Genomic DNA, 19828 nt, shown 5'->3' with positions numbered 1-19828 from the left:
CGGTCGCTTAACATTTAAAGGTTAGGTAGATGTTTATATACCAGAATGCGTGTTCAAGCGAATAAAAATTAGGGGCGAGATGCGAGAGAATATGACAAAGCCAAATTGCAGGCAATAAAAAAGGAGAACCGAAGTTCTCCTTTTCTTAAACCTTTAAGCTAACTCTAAATTATAGAGATGCTTTCGCTTTTTCAACTAGAACAGCAAATGCTGCTTTGTCGAATACTGCGATGTCAGCAAGAATCTTACGGTCGATCTCGATAGATGCTTTCTTTAGGCCATTGATGAAACGGCTGTAAGATAGACCATTTTGACGAGATGCCGCGTTGATACGTGCAATCCAAAGTTGACGGAATTGACGTTTCTTGTTGCGACGGTCACGGTAAGCGTATTGACCAGCTTTGGTAACTGCTTGGAAAGCTACGCGGTAAACACGTGAACGTGCTCCGTAGTAACCTTTAGCTTGTTTTAGAACTTTCTTATGACGTGCACGAGCTTGTACACCACGTTTTACGCGAGGCATTATGCTTCTCCTAAACTAAACGAATTTATAAACTAAAAAGAATTAAGCGTATGGCATCATACGTAGAACTTGAGCAACTTCACATTTAGGAAGGATCGAGTTCGGACGTAGCTGACGCTTGTTCTTAGTAGTACGCTTAGTCAGGATGTGACGTTTACCAGCGTGCTTAAACTTAATACCACCAGCAGTTTTCTGGAAACGCTTAGCAGCACCTTTGTTGGTTTTCATCTTAGGCATGATGAATAACTCCGCATTGTTGAGTTGTTAATAACATAGTAATTAGGGCGAATAAAACCCCGCAACCTGAGGCTGCAGGGTTCAATTACTTGCAAAGCCGTTAATTACTTCTTTTTAGGGGCCAACACCATGATCATCTGGCGACCTTCAATTCTCGTTGGGAAAGATTCGACTACTGCAAATTCTTCAGTATCCGCTTTCAAACGATTAAGAACGTCAACACCGATTTCTTGGTGAGCCATTTCGCGGCCACGGAAGCGAATTGTTACCTTCACTTTGTTGCCGTCTTCTAGGAAACCAGTCAGGTTGCGTAGTTTTACCTGATAGTCTCCAATATCAGTTCCAGGTCGGAATTTAATTTCCTTGATCTGAACCTGCTTTTGCTTCTTCTTCTGCTCTTTCGCAGCTTTGCTCTTCTCGAAGAGGAACTTACCGTAGTCCATCACACGACAAACTGGCGGCTCGGCGTTAGGGCTGATCTCTACAAGATCCATACCAGCTTCATTTGCAGCTTCCATCGCTTCAGCGATTGATACTACACCAACAGCTTCGCCGTCTGCGCCAGTTAGACGCACTTCACGAACGCCACGAATGTCACCGTTTAAACGGTGCTGGTTTTGTTTGGCCGGTTGTTGGCCACGTCTTCCGCCTTTAATAGCTATTCCTCCAGATTGAGCTTACGGCTTGAAACCTCGGCTTGGATGTATGAAATAAAGTCATCCACTTTAAATTTGCCAAGGTCCTTACCTTTACGTGTACGTACTGCAATTTCGCCGGCTTCCATTTCTTGGTCACCACACACAAGCATGAACGGTACACGTTTCAAAGTATGTTCGCGGATTTTAAAGCCAATCTTCTCATTTCTCAAGTCTGCTTTGACTCTAAATCCACTTTTTTGCAGTTTTTTCGTAATTTCTTGTACATATTCAGACTGTTTGTCTGTAATGCCCATTACAACTGCTTGTTCTGGCGCCAACCACGTTGGGAAGAAGCCAGCGTATTCTTCAATAAGAATACCAATGAAGCGTTCTAGTGAACCTAAAATCGCGCGGTGGATCATAACTGGCGTGTGACGCTCGTTATCTTCACCTACGTAAGTAGCACCTAAACGTTCTGGTAATGCAAAATCGAGCTGCACTGTACCACATTGCCAAGCGCGGTCCAAACAATCATGCAAAGTAAATTCAATCTTAGGTCCGTAGAACGCACCCTCGCCTTCTTGAATCTCGTATGCAATGTCCATTGCCTCTAGCGCTTGCTTAAGGTCAGCCTCTGCACGGTCCCACATTTCGTCTGAACCTACACGCTGTTCTGGACGAGTAGATAGCTTAACAACGATGCTTTCGAAGCCGAAAGTTGTGTAAGTATCGTAAACCATTTCAATACAAGCTTTAACTTCTTGTTGAACTTGGTCTTCAGTACAGAATACGTGAGCATCATCTTGAGTGAAGCCACGAACACGCATAATGCCGTGAAGTGCGCCAGACGGCTCGTTACGGTGACATGAGCCGAACTCAGCCATACGTAGCGGTAGATCACGGTAAGATTTCAAACCTTGGTTGAAGATTTGAACGTGACCAGGACAGTTCATTGGCTTGATAGCGTATTCACGGTTCTCTGAAGAAGTAGTGAACATCGCTTCAGCGTACTTATCCCAGTGACCAGAGCGTTCCCAAAGAACACGGTCCATCATTAATGGGCCTTTAACTTCTTGGTAATCGTACTCAGTCAGTTTTTGACGAATAAATACTTCTAGCTCACGGAAGATAGTCCAACCGTTGTGGTGCCAGAACACCATGCCTGGTGCTTCTTGCTGCATGTGGAATAGGTCAAGCGCTTTACCGATTTTACGGTGGTCACGTTTAGCCGCTTCTTCTAGGCGCACAAGGTGAGCTTTAAGTGCCTTCTTGTCGTGGAATGCAGTGCCGTAGATACGTTGAAGCATCTTGTTGTCACTGTTACCACGCCAGTATGCACCCGCTACGTTAAGTAGAGTGAAGTGCTGGCAGAAGCTCATGTTAGGCACGTGTGGACCACGACACATATCGATGTATTCTTCGTGATGGTACAGGCCTGGACGATCGTCTTTAGAAACGTTCTCGTCCAAGATTTTAATCTTGTAAGTCTCGCCGCGAGCTTCGAATGCGTCGCGCGCTTCCTGCCAGCTAACTTTCTTCTTAACAACCTGGTATTTGGTCTTCGCTAGCTCTTTCATGCGCTTTTCGATCTTTTCTAGATCGTCTTGCGTTAGAGAGTGCTCAAGATCGATATCGTAGTAGAAACCGTTATCGATAGTAGGACCGATCGCCATTTTCGCTTCTGGAAAAAGCTGCTTAACCGCGTGGCCTAAAAGGTGAGCACAAGAGTGACGAACGATTTCAAGGCCATCAACTTCATCTTTAGCTGTGATGATTTCTAGGCTTGCATCGTTTTCGATAAGATCACAAGCATCAACACGCTCGCCGTCTACACGACCAGCAATGGTAGCTTTCGCAAGACCAGGACCGATTGATAGGGCAACATCTAGAGTTGATACAGGGTTGTCAAATTGACGCTGACTACCGTCAGGAAGAGTAATAATTGGCATTATTTGTCCTTTACAGTGGTGTTGCACACCAAGCAACACATGAAAATGTTTAATATATGTCTTTCAATCAACGAGTACGCTGATTGGGGATATATGCATAATAAATATACCCACATAGAAGCAAATACAGATGCCACATCTGTGAGTAGCCGAACATTGTAACGAAATTATATGAAATGACAATGACAGAGCGGATTTGCAAGCTATCCAACGGTTTCGTTTGGTAAGGTAAACCATACTTGTGATGATTTACCTGCTCTTCTAATCCTCTTAATTACCCAGCTGTATCAACTTAACAACTGCACCCTACCTGTTCCGAGTTCGCTCATTCAACTTATCTCTTACAAACTAGTTATTTAGAACTAAGCTATATAGAAGCAACGGAATGCAGATGAGGTACATATGGAGAAACGGGCTACTTGTATATCGCTCATACGACCTTTACCGCTAGTAATAGCCGCCATGTTTTCTGCGCCAAACGCATGGGCCAACAAAGATTACGGCCCCTTAATCAGTTATACTCAAGCACCATTGCAGTCTGTTCGTCTCACTCCGGCACTTCGCTCTGGCTTCCCTCTTGAAGAGAATAAGGTTGAAGTATTTACAGCCTTAACTGCTGCGAGTATCTGGGCTAACTCCCACGACTATCACTTAGACTATTATCAAAACCAGCTTCAAACAGGCCTGCGATGGCAATTGACTACAGCGTGGCAAGTAGAGCTCAATTACCGCTGGTTATACGCCGCCAATAATCATCTCGACAAAATCACCATTAACTTTCACGACCTATTTAGCATCGACCAAGCAGGTCGAGATCAGAAAGAGAGACACCAATTCGACATCTATGCACCAGACCATGGCGTCAATAATCGAGACTTCTCCGGCGACACATTGACTAGCGCTTTCACGCTCTACACCCAATATCAGATCATAGATATAGAAAACCATGGCTTATCTTTTGGCGTCTCCCTTTATCATAACAAAGTCAGCCACGGTGCATTTAAGGGAAACAGCACCGAACAAAGCGCTCAACTCAATTATGCATACCAACTCGACATAAATACCTTCTATACAAGCTTAGGATTAGCGAATCAGTCCAGTAGAGAAGTGGAGAATAGCTTTTCACATAAAAAAACGACATGGTCATGGATGGGAGGATATCAACTCACGCTATTTGAAAATCATGAGTTACACCTAGAGTATCGTTGGTATGAAGGCGCAGAAGACGGTGAAACTGAGTTTTCAGAAGCCGCGAATGAAATGATGTTTGGCTATCGCTATCTCATGCAACGCTCGGCAATTGAGATATCCATAATCGAGAACATTTTCAATATGGACAACTCCACCGATGTTGCTTTTCAATTGGCCTATCGGCACCAGTGGTAAACCCATTTCAGGACGGGGCAGATAGTAGAATCAAAAAAGCCGAATGGTTAAGTTCGGCTTGAAAAGTTGTATTGTCTCTATTAATTAATAGACAGAGCGACTGCTAACAGAGAGGGAACTACGCACTCATTATTCTTGAAACTGCGTTGCGAATGTCTGAGTCAGTTGCGTTAGCAGGCAAGCTGAATGAGATGTATTGGTCGCCGCGGAAGCTCATTGAGCGATCGATTTCTGCTAGGCAGTGAACCATTGAGCCTTCAACGATGAATGACAGTTCGATCTCTTTGTTGTTCATGAAACCGCCGCTGCGAAATTCAATCTCTTGGTAACAGCCCGAACGAGAAGCAAAGCTGTTGCCTTTCAGGAAGCCCTTCTCTACGTCTGCTTTCACCATTGCCATTCCCGATGCTTCCACACCTTGGATGATTTTAGCGACTGTTGGCAGTGGGTGAACCGAGATAAAGTCGCGGTCTTTAGGATCAATCGCGAAGCCGATATCTAGGTTGGTTTCAACCCACACATGGCATTGGTTCATTTGTGCATTCAATGCGGTGACTGGCGTTTCATCATTTAACTTAAGGCGGAATGGCACCAATTTGGTTTCACCCGGTTGGATAACGAAAGGCTCTACGGCCTGAATACGACCCAGCGAAAAGGTTTCGTAGCTGGTGCTGCCTTCCGTTTCTACTTTTACTTCGGTGTTGAGAACTAAGTTAATCAGGTCGATTTGTTGCTCAACGTCGCCGCCAACAATGTGAACGTTGCCAGACAACTCTCCACCTTGGAAAACTTCAATATTATCTAAGACGGTATCAACCTTTGCTGCACCGATGCCCAACGAGGCCTTTAATTTCTTAAACATATTATTTCCCTTTCTAATTATCTGATTTACGAATAGTTATTGCGTCACAATTTGCGACACTTGCCTCACAGAATCAAGCAATTTGCCCCATCTATGTTGAATAAAGTCACATTGCCCGAGGAAATGTTGAAATCGTGAATAAATCCGTTACTCTATTTGTATAGTCAAATAAGGTTTCATTATGTCGAAAGCGCCGCTCTACCTTCAGATAAAACAGTTTATAGACGACAATATCACTAGTGGTCACTGGCCAGTGGGTTACCAGATAACCACAGAGCTCGAACTCACCGAGCAGTTCAAAGTGAGCAGAATGACGGTCAATAAAGCCATTCGAGATCTGGTGTCTGAAGGCAAGCTCATTAGGAAACCAAGGCTAGGTACTTTTGTTTGTGAACCAGACGAAAAGGCGCAATCTCCGCTGCTTGATATCAACAACATCGCGCAAGAGATCAAAGACCGTGGCCAAACGTATACTAGCCAAGTTATCAAACACAAGAGCATCAAGGCAGATGAAAGCACCGCCACACGGTTAGGTGTGATGATCAATGCTGAAGTGTACTATAGTGAAATCATACACTTTGCCGACAACGCACCGATTCAATTGGAAGCGCGCTGGGTGAACTCTCAAGCCGCTCCAAAATACCTAGAGCAAGACTTTTCAACCTCTACACCTAACGAATACCTTTCAAAAAGCTGCCCGTTGAGTGCTATAGAACACACGGTTGAAGCCATTATTCCAGACTTACAAATCAGAACGTCACTAAAGCTTTCTGAATCAGAGCCTTGCCTTCTTTTAAATAGAAGAACATGGAGCAAAGAACGGCTTATCAGCTTTGCATTGCTCTACCATCCTGGCTCTAAGTACAAATTAAGCTCCAAGATACTTCTAGATTAAAGAACATCATCCTGATCGCCGATCACATTTTTGCAACATCGACTTGATTCAGGTCAGAGTTTAGCCTATTTATTTGTATATACATTTAATGTTTAGCAAAGATCTAGGTGATTATGAATTTGATCCTCAAAAACGCACGAGTGGTCTCGATGAGCTCGGGAGCTGACGGTTATCAACCTTCTTCCCCGCAAGATATCGTTATCGAGAACGGTAAGATCGTATTCCTGTCACACTCAAGCGATGAGTCACTTCATTGTGAAACGGCGAGTGCTAGCCGCTCTGTTGATCACATCATCTACGACTGCAAAAACAAGCTCGTCACACCAGGACTGATTGATTGCCACACTCATCTGGTGTTTGCAGGTAATCGTGCCAATGAATTTGAACAACGGTTAAATGGTGTCTCCTACACCGACATCGCAAAACAAGGCGGTGGTATTTTAGCGACGGTAACGGCGACACGAGCCGCACAAGAAGCCGAACTGGTTGAGATGGCGCTGCCTAGATTAGACGGCCTGCTAAGAAGTGGTGTCACCAGCGTTGAAGTAAAGTCTGGCTATGGTTTAACACTTGATGACGAGCTTAAGATGTTACGTGCTGCTAAAGCCTTAGAAAACCACCGTCGTATTAAAATCACCACCACACTCCTTGCAGCACATGCTGTACCACCAGAATATAAAGAACAGCCAGATCGTTACGTTGATCTGGTATGCCAAGAGATCATCCCTAAAGCCGCAGAGCAAGGACTAGCTGACACGGTCGACGTATTCTGCGAATCGATCGGCTTCAACCTAGAACAAACCGATCGTGTATTTGCGGCTGCTAAAGAACATGGGTTAGCGATCAAAGGCCACACAGAGCAGCTTTCTAACATGGGCGGCAGTGCGCTCGCAGCTAAATACGGTGCACTCTCTGTCGACCATGTTGAATACCTTGATGAAACAGGAGTAAAAGCACTGGCTAAATCAGGAACAGTCGCCACATTATTACCAGGTGCTTTCTACTTTTTGAAAGAGACACAGCAGCCGCCCATTGCCCTACTTCGTGAGCACAACATCCCAATGGCAATCGCGACCGACTTAAACCCCGGCACTTCTCCTTTTGCTGATTTAACACTGATGATGAACATGAGCTGCACCCTATTTGGCACAACCCCAGAAGAAGCATTACGTGGGGTAACTTGCCATGCAGCCGCTGCCATTGGCGAGTCGCAAAACAGAGGCAAAATTGAAGTAGGTTACTCTGCTGATTTGGCTATCTGGAATATCGAGCACCCTGCCGACTTAAGCTATCAAGTTGGTGTTCCTCACCTGCATAAGCGCATTGTTAATGGCGAGGTGTGTCATGACTCAATCTAAATCCAACGCTATCCAAGAGAACGCAACAACCATGCATAACTTTGTGTGGACCGGACGTAATGATCTTGAAGATGGCCCACTCGGTACTCGCGTTCATCACATTACCAAGCAAGTGCAAAGTAGCGAGTTAAGTGACGAGCTGACTGACGGTGGTATCGCCTTGGTAGGCTTTGCCAGCGACGCCGGTGTTGCAAGAAATAAAGGACGTGTTGGCGCAAAACAAGCACCTAATTTGATTCGCCAAGCGTTAGCTAATATGGCTTGGCACTGTGATACACGCTTTGCTGATCTTGGCGATATCGAATGTAACGATGATCAATTAGAAGTGAGCCAGAAGCAGTGCGCTACTGTGATTGCCAATGCGCTATCAACCAACAAAGTGATTACCCTTGGCGGCGGTCACGAAGTCGCTTGGGCTTCTTTCCAAGGCCTAGCTGAGCATCTTCACAGAACTCAATCAGATCACAAACCTAAGATAGGTATCGTTAACTTTGATGCTCACTTTGATCTTCGTGAATTTGAAAGCGACATCGCTGACGTCAAACCAAGCTCAGGCACACCCTTTAATCAGATTAGCGAATACTGCCACACACATCAATGGCCGTTTCATTACGCTTGTCTTGGTGTGAGTGCCGCCAGCAATACCAAAGCGCTGTTTAACAAAGCTGACCAACTGGGCGTGTGGTATGAACACGACCGCAACATGACCCAAGTGAATCAAGTCGCTCAACTGATCAAGTTACAAAAATTCATCGTTGAGTGTGATTATCTCTATCTCACCATTGATCTCGATGTTTTCCCCGCAGCTACTGCGCCGGGCGTAAGTGCACCAGCGGCAAGAGGCGTGAGCTATGAAGCGCTTGCTCCTTTTCTAGAACAGATTTTCCAACACAGTGAAAAACTCATTATCGCGGACATAGCGGAATGCAACCCAGACTACGACGTCGATGGCCAAACGGCTCGATTAGCGGCTCGTTTATGTTGGGATATTGCCAGTGCAATGGCCAGCGACTAATCCAGCTATACCGATAACTACAACTACAACTACAACTACAACTACAACGATATAACGTGAAACAGAAGGAATTCCAAAATGACGGAACACCACAACAGTGACCCTCGTCTCGACACGACCCGCGAAATTCGCGCACCTCACGGCACCACTTTGCGCGCTAAATCTTGGTTAACAGAAGCACCACTGCGTATGCTGATGAACAACCTAGACCCTGATGTGGCAGAACACCCACATGCACTGGTTGTGTATGGCGGTATTGGTCGCGCGGCACGTGATTGGAAATGTTATGACAAAATTGTTGAAGTATTAGAGCGTTTAGAGGACGACCAAACGTTACTTGTTCAATCCGGTAAACCTGTGGGCGTGTTCCCGACTCATAAAAACGCACCTCGCGTACTGATCGCGAACTCGAACCTTGTTCCACACTGGGCGAACTGGGAACACTTCAACGAGCTCGATAAAGAAGGCTTGATGATGTACGGCCAAATGACCGCGGGCAGCTGGATCTACATTGGTTCACAAGGCATCGTTCAAGGTACTTACGAAACCTTTGTCGCTATCGCGAAGAAGCACTTCCAAGGTGAAGCAAACGGCAAGTGGGTTCTAACGGGCGGTCTTGGTGGAATGGGCGGCGCTCAACCTCTTGCTGCAACGATGGCTGGCTTCTCAATGATCGCAGTGGAGTGTGATGAATCACGAATCGACTACCGCTTGCGTACTGGCTATGTAGACAAAAAAGCCACCAGCTTAGATGAAGCGATGGCAATGATTAAAGAGTCAGACACGCCAATCTCTGTTGGCTTATTAGGCAACGCCGCAGACGTCTTCCCAGAGTTAGTTGAACGCAATATCACACCTGATGTGGTGACTGACCAAACCTCTGCCCACGATCCTCTTAACGGCTACTTGCCGCAAGGTTGGACGATGGAGAAAGCCGCACAAGAGCGCTCCATTGATGAAGCAAAAGTGGTGAAAGCCGCTAAGCAATCTATGGCGATTCAAGTACAAGCGATGTTAGACCTGCAATACCGCGGCGCAGCGACCGTGGATTACGGTAATAACATTCGCCAAATGGCACTGGAAGAAGGCGTAGAAAACGCGTTTGATTTCCCAGGTTTCGTTCCGGCTTATATTCGACCTTTATTCTGCGAAGGTATTGGTCCTTTCCGTTGGGCGGCACTATCTGGTGACCCAGAAGACATCTACAAAACAGACCAAAAAGTAAAAGAACTGATTCCAGACAACCCACATCTACATAACTGGCTAGATATGGCGCGTGAACGCATTCAGTTCCAAGGCCTGCCAGCGCGTATTTGTTGGGTTGGCTTGAAAGATCGTGAACGCTTAGGCCAAGCATTCAATGAAATGGTGAAAAATGGCGAACTGAAAGCACCAGTTGTTATCGGTCGTGACCACCTAGATTCAGGTTCAGTAGCAAGCCCGAACCGCGAAACAGAAGGCATGATGGATGGATCAGATGCCGTATCAGATTGGCCTCTATTGAATGCCCTTCTGAACACAGCGGGCGGCGCAACTTGGGTTTCTTTGCACCACGGTGGTGGCGTTGGTATGGGCTTCTCGCAACACTCAGGCATGGTGATTTGTTGTGACGGCAGTGAAGATGCATCACAGCGTATTGCTCGCGTACTTCACAATGACCCAGCAACCGGCGTTATGCGTCATGCTGATGCAGGTTACGATATTGCCAAGCAATGTGCCAAAGAGCAGAAGCTTGATTTACCTATGCTAAACGAAGAACTTCGTCGCCTTTAATGTCTGGAGAGAACATGTTGAACTTATTACTTAAGCCAGGACTTCTTGGCCTATCTGAACTTCGAAAAATCAGCCGTAGCCCTGTGAACTTATCACTCGATCCTGCAGCAATCCCGGATATCGAAGCGAGCATGCAAGTTGTCGAACAAGTGATTGCTGAAGACCGCACTGTGTATGGCATCAACACGGGTTTTGGCTTATTAGCAAACACCAAGATTGCGCCTGAAGATCTCGAAGTTCTACAGAAAAGTATCGTACTTTCTCACGCTGCGGGCATTGGCAAGTTCATGTCTGATGAAACCGTACGCTTGATGATGGTATTGAAGATTAACAGCTTGTCTCGCGGTTACTCTGGTATCCGCCTCAAAGTGATTAACGCTCTTATCGATCTTGTGAACGCGCAGGTTTACCCGTGTGTTCCACAAAAAGGATCAGTAGGCGCATCTGGAGATCTCGCCCCCCTTGCACACATGAGTACCGTTCTGCTAGGTGAAGGCCAAGCACGTCACAACGGAAAAATCATCACAGGCTTAGAAGCAATGCAAATCGCTGGCTTGGAGCCTATCACACTAGCACCTAAAGAAGGTTTGGCGCTGTTAAACGGCACACAAGCATCAACCGCCTTTGCATTAGAAGGTCTGTTCGCAGCTGAAGACTTGTTTGCGTCTGCAACCGTGTGTGGTGCGATGTCTGTTGAAGCCGCGCTGGGTAGCCGTCGTCCGTTTGATCCGCGTATTCATCGCGTTCGTGGTCATCGTGGCCAAATGGATGCAGCACTTGCTTACCGCCATATGCTTGATCAAAAGAGTGAGATTGGTGAATCACATACTTGCTGCGAAAAGGTTCAAGACCCTTACTCGTTGCGCTGTCAGCCTCAAGTGATGGGTGCCTGCTTACAGCAGATTCGCAATTCAGCTGAAATTTTAAATGTTGAAGCGAACTCAGTATCCGACAACCCGCTGGTTTTCGCTGACGATGGTGACATCATTTCAGGTGGTAATTTCCACGCCGAACCCGTCGCAATGGCAGCCGATAACCTGGCACTAGCAATCGCTGAGATAGGCAGCTTGTCAGAACGAAGAATGGCACTGCTAATCGATAGCGCGCTAAGCAAACTTCCACCTTTTTTGGTAGATAACGGCGGCGTGAACTCAGGATTTATGATTGCTCAAGTAACGTCTGCAGCACTGGCGAGTGAGAACAAAACACTGGCTCACCCAGCGTCAATAGACAGCCTACCAACTTCTGCAAACCAAGAAGACCACGTATCGATGGCAACCTTCGCAGCACGCAGGCTTAGATACATGGCCGAAAATACACGAGGGATTCTGGCCGTAGAATATTTAGCTGCAGCACAAGGGCTAGACTTCCGAGCGCCGAACCTTTCGTCTCCTCGTGTAGAAGAGGCGAAACAAATTCTGCGTGAGAAGGTAAGCTTCTACGACAAAGATCGCTACTTCTCACCTGATATTGAACAAGCGAACTTATTGCTCAAACTATCCGTTCATAACCACCTAATGCCAGAAGGTACTTTGTGTAGCTTTTAAAGCAGAAACATTCTGAATAACACCAATTAGACTGTCATATAAACAAGGGCTATTAATTAGCCCTTGTTGCATTGAGCCAAAGGCCATATTTACCTTAAAATCGTCACACACCATCTAACGCATTCATCTAACTAACTGATATATAAGAAAAGTTAACTGGATAGACCATTAGATCGAAGTTAGTTAGCTATAATCCACCCCAGATTTGATGACTAAATAGCGATACTATGTTTCTGACACCTTACTTTTCTACTGAAGACAATCAATTTCAATTCACTCGTGAACAAGCTAGCCACTTTGCTAAAAAAGTAGCTGCTGACTTCAACCCAATTCACGATGAAGACAACAAGCGCTTCTGCGTGCCTGGCGATCTTTTGTTTGCAGTTCTTCTGCAGAAAGAAGGCATCAGCCAAAAAATGCGTTTTGATTTTTCAGGTATGGTGGGTAACGGTATTGCGCTTAGCGTTGACAACAAATGTGAGAAAGAAAGCTCACTGGTTGACGAGAAAGGCAAAGAGTACCTACACATGTCTTGTGAAGGTGAAAAGAGCCACGACCAAGCATTCATCGAGCACGTGGTAACAAACTACGTTAAGTTCTCTGGCATGAACTTCCCACACATCATGGTTCCTCTTATGGAAGAACAACAAATGATGATCAACTGCCAACGTCCTCTAGTGATTTACGAGAGCATGGAAGTTGAATTTACTCGCCTAGACCTGTCTCACCCAGAAGTTGAATTCTCTGGCGCGACTTTTGATGTTGAAGGCAAACGTGGCATCGTGACCCTGAACTTCGATTTCAAAGAAGACGGCGAAGTAGTAGGTAAAGGCGTGAAGCGTATGGTAGCAAGTGGCCTTAAGCCATACGACCAAGCTTCTGTAGACGACCTAGTAAACCGCTTCAACGAACGCAAAGAGATGTTTCTAGCTCAGTTCACAGCCGCTGCTTAATCAGCTCTAGAACAAGATCAATAAAGCCCAGCTTGATAATCTCAAGCTGGGCTTTTTTATTTCGATTACTAAGCCAGCACTCAAATCATCACTAAATCCAGCGTCTAACCTTTTGTTTGTAATCAACATATTCTGCGCCGAATAATTGTTCTAGTGCTCGCTCTTCGGGTTTGATTTGGAAGTAATTCATGTAGATTACGAAGCCAAAGCTAAGTAGTACACTGAAGATATTCTGGAAGAAGTAGCCAAAGCAAAATAGCAGGATGAACAACCCTAAGTACATTGGGTTTCGCGTGTAGCCAAAAATTCCACTGTCCACGACGGCTGAAGCGGTTTCTACTTTGATCGGGTTAACGGTGGTTTTCTGTTTTCGAAATTCCAATATGCCGGATATTCCGATCACACCACTCAATGTGACTCCGATTCCTAACACAATCATTCCATAAGGCAATGCCAGTGTCCCTTGGCTCAACTGTTGAGCGCAGAAGTATGATGCTACGAATACAATAATGAACAGTGCAACTGGTGGTACTTTTAATTCTAGAAATTTCATACTTTTCCTTATTAACATTCCTTTGTTAGTTTAGAAAAAAGCCCAGCAATTGCTGGGCTAAATGTATTAGAGAATTTTTGCTAGCGCCTGTAATGGGTGAGCAAGCTTCTCACCTTCAAAACGCTTCACTTGGCTGCGGCAAGAATAGCCCGTCACCAAGCAACGATCTTTTGGTAAGTCCTGCATTTGAGGCTTCCAGCTTAAACCATATATGTCTTTCGACATTTGTAGCTTATCGACTTCGTGGCCGAAAGTTCCCGCCATACCACAACAGCCGACAGGAACGCTGGTTAACGCCGCCCCAAAGTGTTTGAAGATAGTACCCCACTCTTTTTCAGCGTTCGGCATTTTGGTTTTCTCAGCACAGTGAGCAAACAAGTACCACATATCTTCACTTGCTGAGCGTGCTTCGAACTCACCTAGCGATGGCATTAACCATTCATGCACAGTAAGTACATCAAAGTCGCCGCGCTTGTCACCTAAGATCTCGACGTATTCATCGCGGTAACAAAGCACAAGAGCAGGATCAACACCGACCAAAGGAATTCCGATATCCGCCACCATCGACAAGAAATCCGAAGTCGATTTCGCCTCACGTGCAAAACGATTTAAGAAGCCCTTGATGTGCAACGCTTTACCATTCGGTTTGAACGGCAGCAGTACCGGAGTTTTGCCAAGTTTTTGAGCCAGAGTGACGAAGTCTTCAATCACCTCGGCATCATAGAAGCTGGTAAACGGGTCTTGAACGATCAGCACATGCTGTTTCTTCTGTTCAGAAGACAAGCCTTCTAAATACTGTAAATCGAAGAGTTGCAGCTCTTTACTCGCTAGACGATTTTTGAGCGTAGGCACCGACATCAATGGTGCATCAACATAACCGACCGTTTTAGCTGTTGCCGTTTGGATCCACTTTTGACCCAATGCAGCGTTGACTACTTTTGGCGCTTTCGCCATCAGCGGCAGCATGGTTTCAATGTTGGCAACTAGATAATCTTTTGCAGGGCGCTGGTAACGCGAGTAGTAGATGTTCAAGAATCGAGAACGGAAACTTGGTACATCGACTTTGATCGGACATTGACTCGCACACGCTTTACACGCCAAACAACCGTTCATCGCCTCATGAACTTCATGCGAGAAATCGTACTCATGGCGTTTGTTCATCGTATTGCGAACACGCTCAATCATAGTCTTAACGGGTGTGTTGTCTTTCAACGCTTCTTGCTCAAGGTCGAGAATATCAACGCCTTGTTCAGTCAGTTGACGCAACCACTCTCTTACCAAGCCTGCGCGGCCTTTGGGTGAGTGACGTCGGTCAGCCGTAACTTTCATTGAAGGACACATTGGCGAGCTAGTATCGTAGTTGAAACACAAGCCGTTACCGTTACATTCCATTGCTTGCTTGAAGCTGTCACGAACTTGTACGTCGATCTGACGGTCGTAGAAACCACGCTTGGTATCGGTGACTTTCACCAATTCAGCGTCACTTTCTAAAGGCGTACAGATCTTGCCTGGGTTCATCTTGTTGTGCGGGTCGAATGCTGCTTTAATACGTCTTAATTCGGTAAACAGCTCTTCACCAAAGAAGTCTGGGCCATACTCAGAACGGAAACCTTTACCGTGCTCGCCCCACATTAAACCGCCGTATTTCGCCACCAGCTTAACCACTTCATCAGAGACTTCATGCATCAATGCTTCTTGCATCGGGTCACACAGATCCAATGCTGGACGAACGTGTAATACGCCCGCGTCAACGTGACCAAACATGCCGTAATTCAACTCTTTTGAATCGAGTAACACTCTAAATTCAGAGATGAAATCCGCGAGGTTTTCTGGTGGTACACAAGTATCTTCAGCAAAAGCGACTGGCTTAGCTCGGCCTTTCGCCGCACCTAACAGACCCACTGCTTTCTTACGCATGTTGTAGATTCGGCCAATGCTCGCCAAATCGCTACAAACTTGAAAACCAATCACGCCGGCTTCTTCGCTTTCAACCATGGTTTCAAGGCGTGCAGTCAGCGCTTGAACTTGCTGTTCAACTTCCGCTTCATCTTGGCCTGCAAACTCAACCATGTTGATGCCAAGCATCTCTTTGTTCGGAACATCAGTCAGCAAATCGCTCACGGTGTGCCAAACGATGTCTTGCTTCGCTAGGTTCAATACTCTTGAATCTACCGTTTCAACAGACAGTGCTTTCGCTTCCACCATGAACGGCGCATTACGCAGCGCAGAATCAAACGTGTTGTATTTCACGTTAACCAGTGTGCGCGCTTTTGGAATCTTGGTTAGGTTTAACTTTGCTTCCGTGATGAATGCTAAAGAACCTTCAGCGCCACATAGAACGCGAGTTAGGTCAAAGCTGTCATCTTGTTCGTTGATTGCATTCTTTAGGTCATAGCCTGTTAAGAAGCGATTCAGCGGAGGGAATTTATCTAAGATTTGAGCGCGTTTGTCTCGACAAACCGCCTCTGTCACCGCAAGTGCATGGTGAGCGAATTCACCCTCTACAGGTAAGCCGTGTGATAAATCAGATTCTAGACATGAACCATCTGCGAACACCGCTTGCAGCGACAATACATGGTCAGACGTTTTGCCGTACTTCAATGACCCTTGGCCCGAAGCATCGGTATTGATCATGCCACCCAAGGTTGCTCGGTTACTGGTAGAAAGGTCTGGAGAGAAAAAGTAACCATAAGGGCGAACAGCGTCGTTCAATTGATCTTTAACGACACCAGACTGAACTCTTACCCAGCCCTCTTTCTCGTTAATCTCAAGAACCTTATTCATGTATCGCGACAGGTCAACCACGACACCTTTTGTTAAAGATTGTCCGTTGGTTCCGGTACCGCCGCCACGAGGGGAAAAAGTCACGCGTTCGTAAGCGGATTTAGAAACCACTTTACCGATAAGCACAACGTCTTGCGTTGTTTTAGGAAGGATGACCGCCTGCGGCAATTGCTGATAGACACTATTATCAGTCGCCACAGCCAAACGGCTAGAATATTGAGATTCAATGTCGCCAGTAAAGCCCGCTGTTTTTAGTTCATCTAAAAAGCGTACGACAACTGGATCGACATCAGCATTGAGTTGAAGTCTTGGTAACATTTGCTTCCTGCCCCTACTTCGCTGATCCTATCAGCATTGGGTTATCTGAGATTTATAATAATTTTCTTTGAATTTCGTCACTTTACTACTATTAAGATCATATAAAAAGGTGATCAAATCAGAATCTCAGTGCAAGAATGGAGAAATAGTCACTTTCGTCTTAATTCAGTAACAATATACTGAATAACATTTTGTTTAAGACATCTCCACGAGCACATCACAATGAAAAAAAACAAAACAGTCACAACTGAAGATATCCTTCTTAAACTATGCCAATCAGTCTCAAGCGTACTGACTTCAGCGACGGCTTCTCAGGTGTCCTATTCAGCCATGGTTCAAAAGATCAACAAGACAAGCCTAAAGCCAGATTTTGGTTGCTTCGTTCTGTTTGACGGCGGCTTTTCTGGTCTCGTTGTTATTAATTTTACGTCCAAAGCAACGCTAGAGATCTACACCAATTACATGCGCAATATGGGCATGCCTGAAAACGAGCTTGCTGTGCTTCATACTTCAGACGAAGTGGGTGATGTATTGGGTGAGTTGATGAACCAATTAGTTGGCGATTTCACCAATAAAATCCGCAAAGAGCTGCAAACCAACATCACACAAAACCAACCGAAAATGCTGGCTCTGAACAAGCAAGTTAACCTTTCTGTTGATACCAATCTCGACCGTCCACAAGCTCGTCGTGTGACCTTCTCTACCGCTAATAACAACATCTTCTACCTTGAGCTTGCGATGGATAAGACTGAGTTCATTCAATTAGAAGAATTTGAAATCGCAGAAGACGAATGTCCAGATAGCATTCTTGAGGCGACTCAGAAAAAAATGCAAGAAGCGAACAAGCCAGCTCAAAGCTCTGGCAATGATTCTGCGGCAGATCTACTCGATGAACTGGGTATCTAGTTTACGAATGCTCTAGACATATTGAAAAAACGTGTCACTAACGCCATCAATACGCTTGATGGCGTTTTTGTTTTTACCGCCAACTGGGCTCATGCAGTTCAATGTTCACCGCCTTCCTTGTTCATCAAACCAGTTTTGCCTTTCTGTTACCCGCGAAAACATGTAAAATGTTGGACTTTTAAAAATTTGCGGTACTGATTAAATTGTCGATGGATAAGAAAAAAGCCCTAAAGAAAATTGCCAAGTGTCTTGAGCTTGGAAATTCTGCGAACGTCAATGAAGCTGCCAATGCGATAAAAATGGCGCATAACTTGATGCTGAAATATGGTCTCGAAAAAGACGATATTGAATTTATCAAGATGGGGAAAACTCAGTCCAGTCACCTGTTACCTGCAAATATCAGTTCTACACTGCTGCGTGTTATTCGCGGTATCAACACCAAATTTGGCGTAGAAGCCGTATTGCTGAATCATAAAGGCCTCAAGCGTGTTGAGTTCATTGGTGAAGCCGACCGCGCGATCTTCGCAGCGTTCGCTTTCGATATCATTTATCGTGAACTGAATGAACACACCGGCCAATTCAGAAATAGCTTTGCTGGCTCTGGCACAGGGTCCTTAGAAGTGACACGCCGCGTGAACTCGTTTGTTTCAGGCTGGGTTGAAGGTGCGCTTGAAAAGCTACCAACCATTACTCCCGACGACGAATCAAACAACAAGATCAATAACTACATTGATAAAGAATTCAAAAATATCGACCGTGAAACGTTCAAGCAGCAACTGAGAGAAGCGATGAAAAACCTCACCGCCGATTATGAAGTTGGTTTGAAGAAAGGTCGTAAATTGTCTGTTAATCGACCAGTTGGCGGTACCCAGGCAGCTAAAAAGATAACTAAATCATAGAGCCGATGCACATTGGCTTAGGGTATTGATAGTGATTACTTTAGTCGTATCACTCGCCGAAGAAGATACGACTTAATTGACAACCACATATCGTATTAGACTTAACTATGAGGTCCCATTGTTTATCGTGTCCAATTTTCCCCCCTCATCATTTCTTAGAGCTCTATTTCTAGCCCTCATCTTTTCCACGATACCGTTGTCCACCACACATTTCGTGCACGCAGCGAGCAGTGATGAATTTTCACTAGAATCACAACCTCAAGATCCAGTTTCTCAATACCAATTGGCTCAAGCTTATGAATCGGGTGTCGACGTTCCTGTTAGCACCAGTGATGCATTGTATTGGTACACGCAGTCAGCAGAAAACGGCAACCCAAACGCGCAATTTAGACTGGGTGAATGGTACTTGGCTGGTACAGGTGTTGAACAAAGTAACAAGCTTGCTTTGGAATGGTTTATTAAAGCGGCGTTGCAAGGTAACCAGCGCGCACCTATCGAGGTAGCAAAACTCTACGAATCCTCGCTAGAACAAGACCTCCTTCAACCATTAGATAAAGCGCAGCTATGGTATGAAGCAGCCTTAAAAGATAATCCACAAGCAGAAGAGGGCTACAACCGCATTTTGGAAGCACAATTCAACCAGCAACGTGCAAAACAGATCTCTTCAATAGAACAGCTCGATGACAGCATCGACTCTGAAATAGACACCAGTCAGGGGGTATCTAAGCACGTTCAATCTAACCAAGCATCACGCTCTAACCTCTCCAGTTCTAACCTAACTAGCTCTGACTATATGATTGGTGCTGCGTTGGCCGTGTTGATTTCAATCATCAGCATTATTGCGACGCTCGTTATCTCAAGAAAAAGACAAGCTCTAAAGTCGGGTGATTCGCGACAGCAACAACAATCACTTGAAGCGCAGCTTAGCTCGAAGGACCTTACGATTAAGCAGCAAAAACGCCAGCTGCACACTATGTTCCACGAATTGAAGAAGCAGAAAAACAGCAAAGGTCTGAGTAATTTGCAGGTGGCCTGCGCGCTATTTGGCTACACACCTAGCTCAATCCCCGACCAGAAAAGCATCAAGATCCGATACAAACAGCTATCAAAGATCTACCATCCAGATGGTCACGGATGTGACGAAGAAATGAAACGTTTGAACAATGCGCTAAAAACCACTTTACAAAATGTTACAAAACCGTAAACAAACACACATCTTCATTTTCCTAGAT

At 45.4% G+C, this 19828-nt stretch carries 16 protein-coding genes and 2 pseudogenes; 11 read left to right on the top strand and 7 right to left on the bottom strand.

The annotated features are described in order from the left end of the window. Positions 1-169 precede the first annotated feature (169 nt). The 4 genes from rplT to thrS form a co-directional block, all read right to left on the bottom strand. Entirely contained in the window at positions 170-523 is a 354-nt protein-coding gene (gene rplT / locus AB4161_RS18620) for a 50S ribosomal protein L20 (RefSeq protein WP_004733517.1), read from the bottom strand. Between the two features lie 42 nt (positions 524-565). Further along, on the bottom strand, positions 566-760 hold the full coding sequence (rpmI, locus tag AB4161_RS18615; RefSeq protein ID WP_004738430.1) for a 50S ribosomal protein L35: 195 nt from the start codon (positions 758-760) through the stop codon (positions 566-568). Between the two features lie 104 nt (positions 761-864). Further along, complete coding sequence (gene infC, locus AB4161_RS18610; protein ID WP_076654893.1) at positions 865-1416, bottom strand: translation initiation factor IF-3; 552 nt, start codon at positions 1414-1416, stop codon at positions 865-867. Positions 1417-1418: 2 nt separating this feature from the next. Further along, positions 1419-3347 (bottom strand): threonine--tRNA ligase, encoded by a 1929-nt coding sequence (gene thrS / locus AB4161_RS18605; RefSeq protein WP_372083872.1) that lies wholly within the window; start codon positions 3345-3347, stop codon positions 1419-1421. Between the two features lie 462 nt (positions 3348-3809). On the opposite strand from thrS, the gene AB4161_RS18600 reads away from it, so the two are divergent. Then, positions 3810-4733, top strand: a complete 924-nt coding sequence (locus AB4161_RS18600; RefSeq protein WP_372083870.1) for a DUF3187 family protein — start codon at positions 3810-3812, stop codon at positions 4731-4733. A gap of 118 nt (positions 4734-4851) precedes the next feature. On the opposite strand, the gene AB4161_RS18595 is transcribed toward AB4161_RS18600, so the two are convergent. Beyond that, entirely contained in the window at positions 4852-5595 is a 744-nt protein-coding gene (locus tag AB4161_RS18595; protein ID WP_372083868.1) for a sporulation protein, read from the bottom strand. A gap of 181 nt (positions 5596-5776) precedes the next feature. Here AB4161_RS18595 and hutC point away from each other — a divergent pair, with 181 nt between their 5' ends. The 6 genes from hutC (at position 5777) to AB4161_RS18565 (ending at position 13136) form a co-directional block, all read left to right on the top strand. After that, positions 5777-6490, top strand: coding sequence for a histidine utilization repressor (gene hutC / locus AB4161_RS18590; RefSeq protein ID WP_372083866.1), 714 nt, complete (start codon positions 5777-5779; stop codon positions 6488-6490). Between the two features lie 113 nt (positions 6491-6603). Beyond that, positions 6604-7848: an imidazolonepropionase gene (hutI, locus tag AB4161_RS18585; protein WP_102320508.1), complete on the top strand. Its 1245-nt coding sequence runs from the start codon at positions 6604-6606 to the stop codon at positions 7846-7848. Next, positions 7835-8863 carry a formimidoylglutamase gene (gene hutG / locus AB4161_RS18580; protein WP_372083863.1) on the top strand — a complete coding sequence of 343 codons (1029 nt, stop codon included), beginning with the start codon at positions 7835-7837 and terminating at the stop codon, positions 8861-8863. The genes hutI and hutG overlap by 14 nt, the downstream gene beginning before the upstream one ends. A 78-nt stretch (positions 8864-8941) precedes the next feature. Further along, positions 8942-10636 carry a urocanate hydratase gene (gene hutU, locus AB4161_RS18575; protein ID WP_017063597.1) on the top strand — a complete coding sequence of 565 codons (1695 nt, stop codon included), beginning with the start codon at positions 8942-8944 and terminating at the stop codon, positions 10634-10636. Positions 10637-10650: 14 nt separating this feature from the next. Beyond that, positions 10651-12183: a histidine ammonia-lyase gene (gene hutH / locus AB4161_RS18570; protein ID WP_372083861.1), complete on the top strand. Its 1533-nt coding sequence runs from the start codon at positions 10651-10653 to the stop codon at positions 12181-12183. Positions 12184-12410: 227 nt separating this feature from the next. Then, complete coding sequence (locus AB4161_RS18565) at positions 12411-13136, top strand: DUF3581 domain-containing protein (RefSeq protein ID WP_016792117.1); 726 nt, start codon at positions 12411-12413, stop codon at positions 13134-13136. Between the two features lie 91 nt (positions 13137-13227). Here the strand turns inward: AB4161_RS18565 and AB4161_RS18560 are convergent, their stop codons facing one another. Then, on the bottom strand, positions 13228-13689 hold the full coding sequence (locus AB4161_RS18560; RefSeq protein ID WP_017066183.1) for an isoprenylcysteine carboxylmethyltransferase family protein: 462 nt from the start codon (positions 13687-13689) through the stop codon (positions 13228-13230). A gap of 66 nt (positions 13690-13755) precedes the next feature. Further along, positions 13756-16791 (bottom strand): FAD-binding and (Fe-S)-binding domain-containing protein, encoded by a 3036-nt coding sequence (locus tag AB4161_RS18555; RefSeq protein WP_102320504.1) that lies wholly within the window; start codon positions 16789-16791, stop codon positions 13756-13758. 222 nt (positions 16792-17013) lie between these two features. Between AB4161_RS18555 and AB4161_RS18550 the strand changes: the two genes are divergently transcribed. The 4 genes and pseudogenes from AB4161_RS18550 to AB4161_RS18535 form a co-directional block, all read left to right on the top strand. Beyond that, positions 17014-17697: a DUF3334 family protein gene (locus tag AB4161_RS18550; protein WP_372083859.1), complete on the top strand. Its 684-nt coding sequence runs from the start codon at positions 17014-17016 to the stop codon at positions 17695-17697. A gap of 209 nt (positions 17698-17906) precedes the next feature. After that, positions 17907-18596 (top strand): DUF2786 domain-containing protein, encoded by a 690-nt coding sequence (locus AB4161_RS18545; RefSeq protein ID WP_017059769.1) that lies wholly within the window; start codon positions 17907-17909, stop codon positions 18594-18596. A 118-nt stretch (positions 18597-18714) separates the two neighbouring features. Further along, a pseudogene (locus tag AB4161_RS18540) lies at positions 18715-19282 on the top strand (tetratricopeptide repeat protein); the annotation flags it as partial. An 80-nt stretch (positions 19283-19362) separates the two neighbouring features. After that, a pseudogene (locus tag AB4161_RS18535) lies at positions 19363-19800 on the top strand (hypothetical protein); the annotation flags it as partial. Positions 19801-19828 lie beyond the last annotated feature (28 nt).

The sequence above is a fragment of the Vibrio sp. 10N.286.51.E5 genome, from assembly GCF_041469125.1.
GTDB classification, from domain to species: Bacteria; Pseudomonadota; Gammaproteobacteria; order Enterobacterales; family Vibrionaceae; genus Vibrio; species Vibrio crassostreae_C.
Note: the sequence above shows the minus strand (reverse complement) of the source record. Positions and strands in the feature narration are given on the sequence as shown.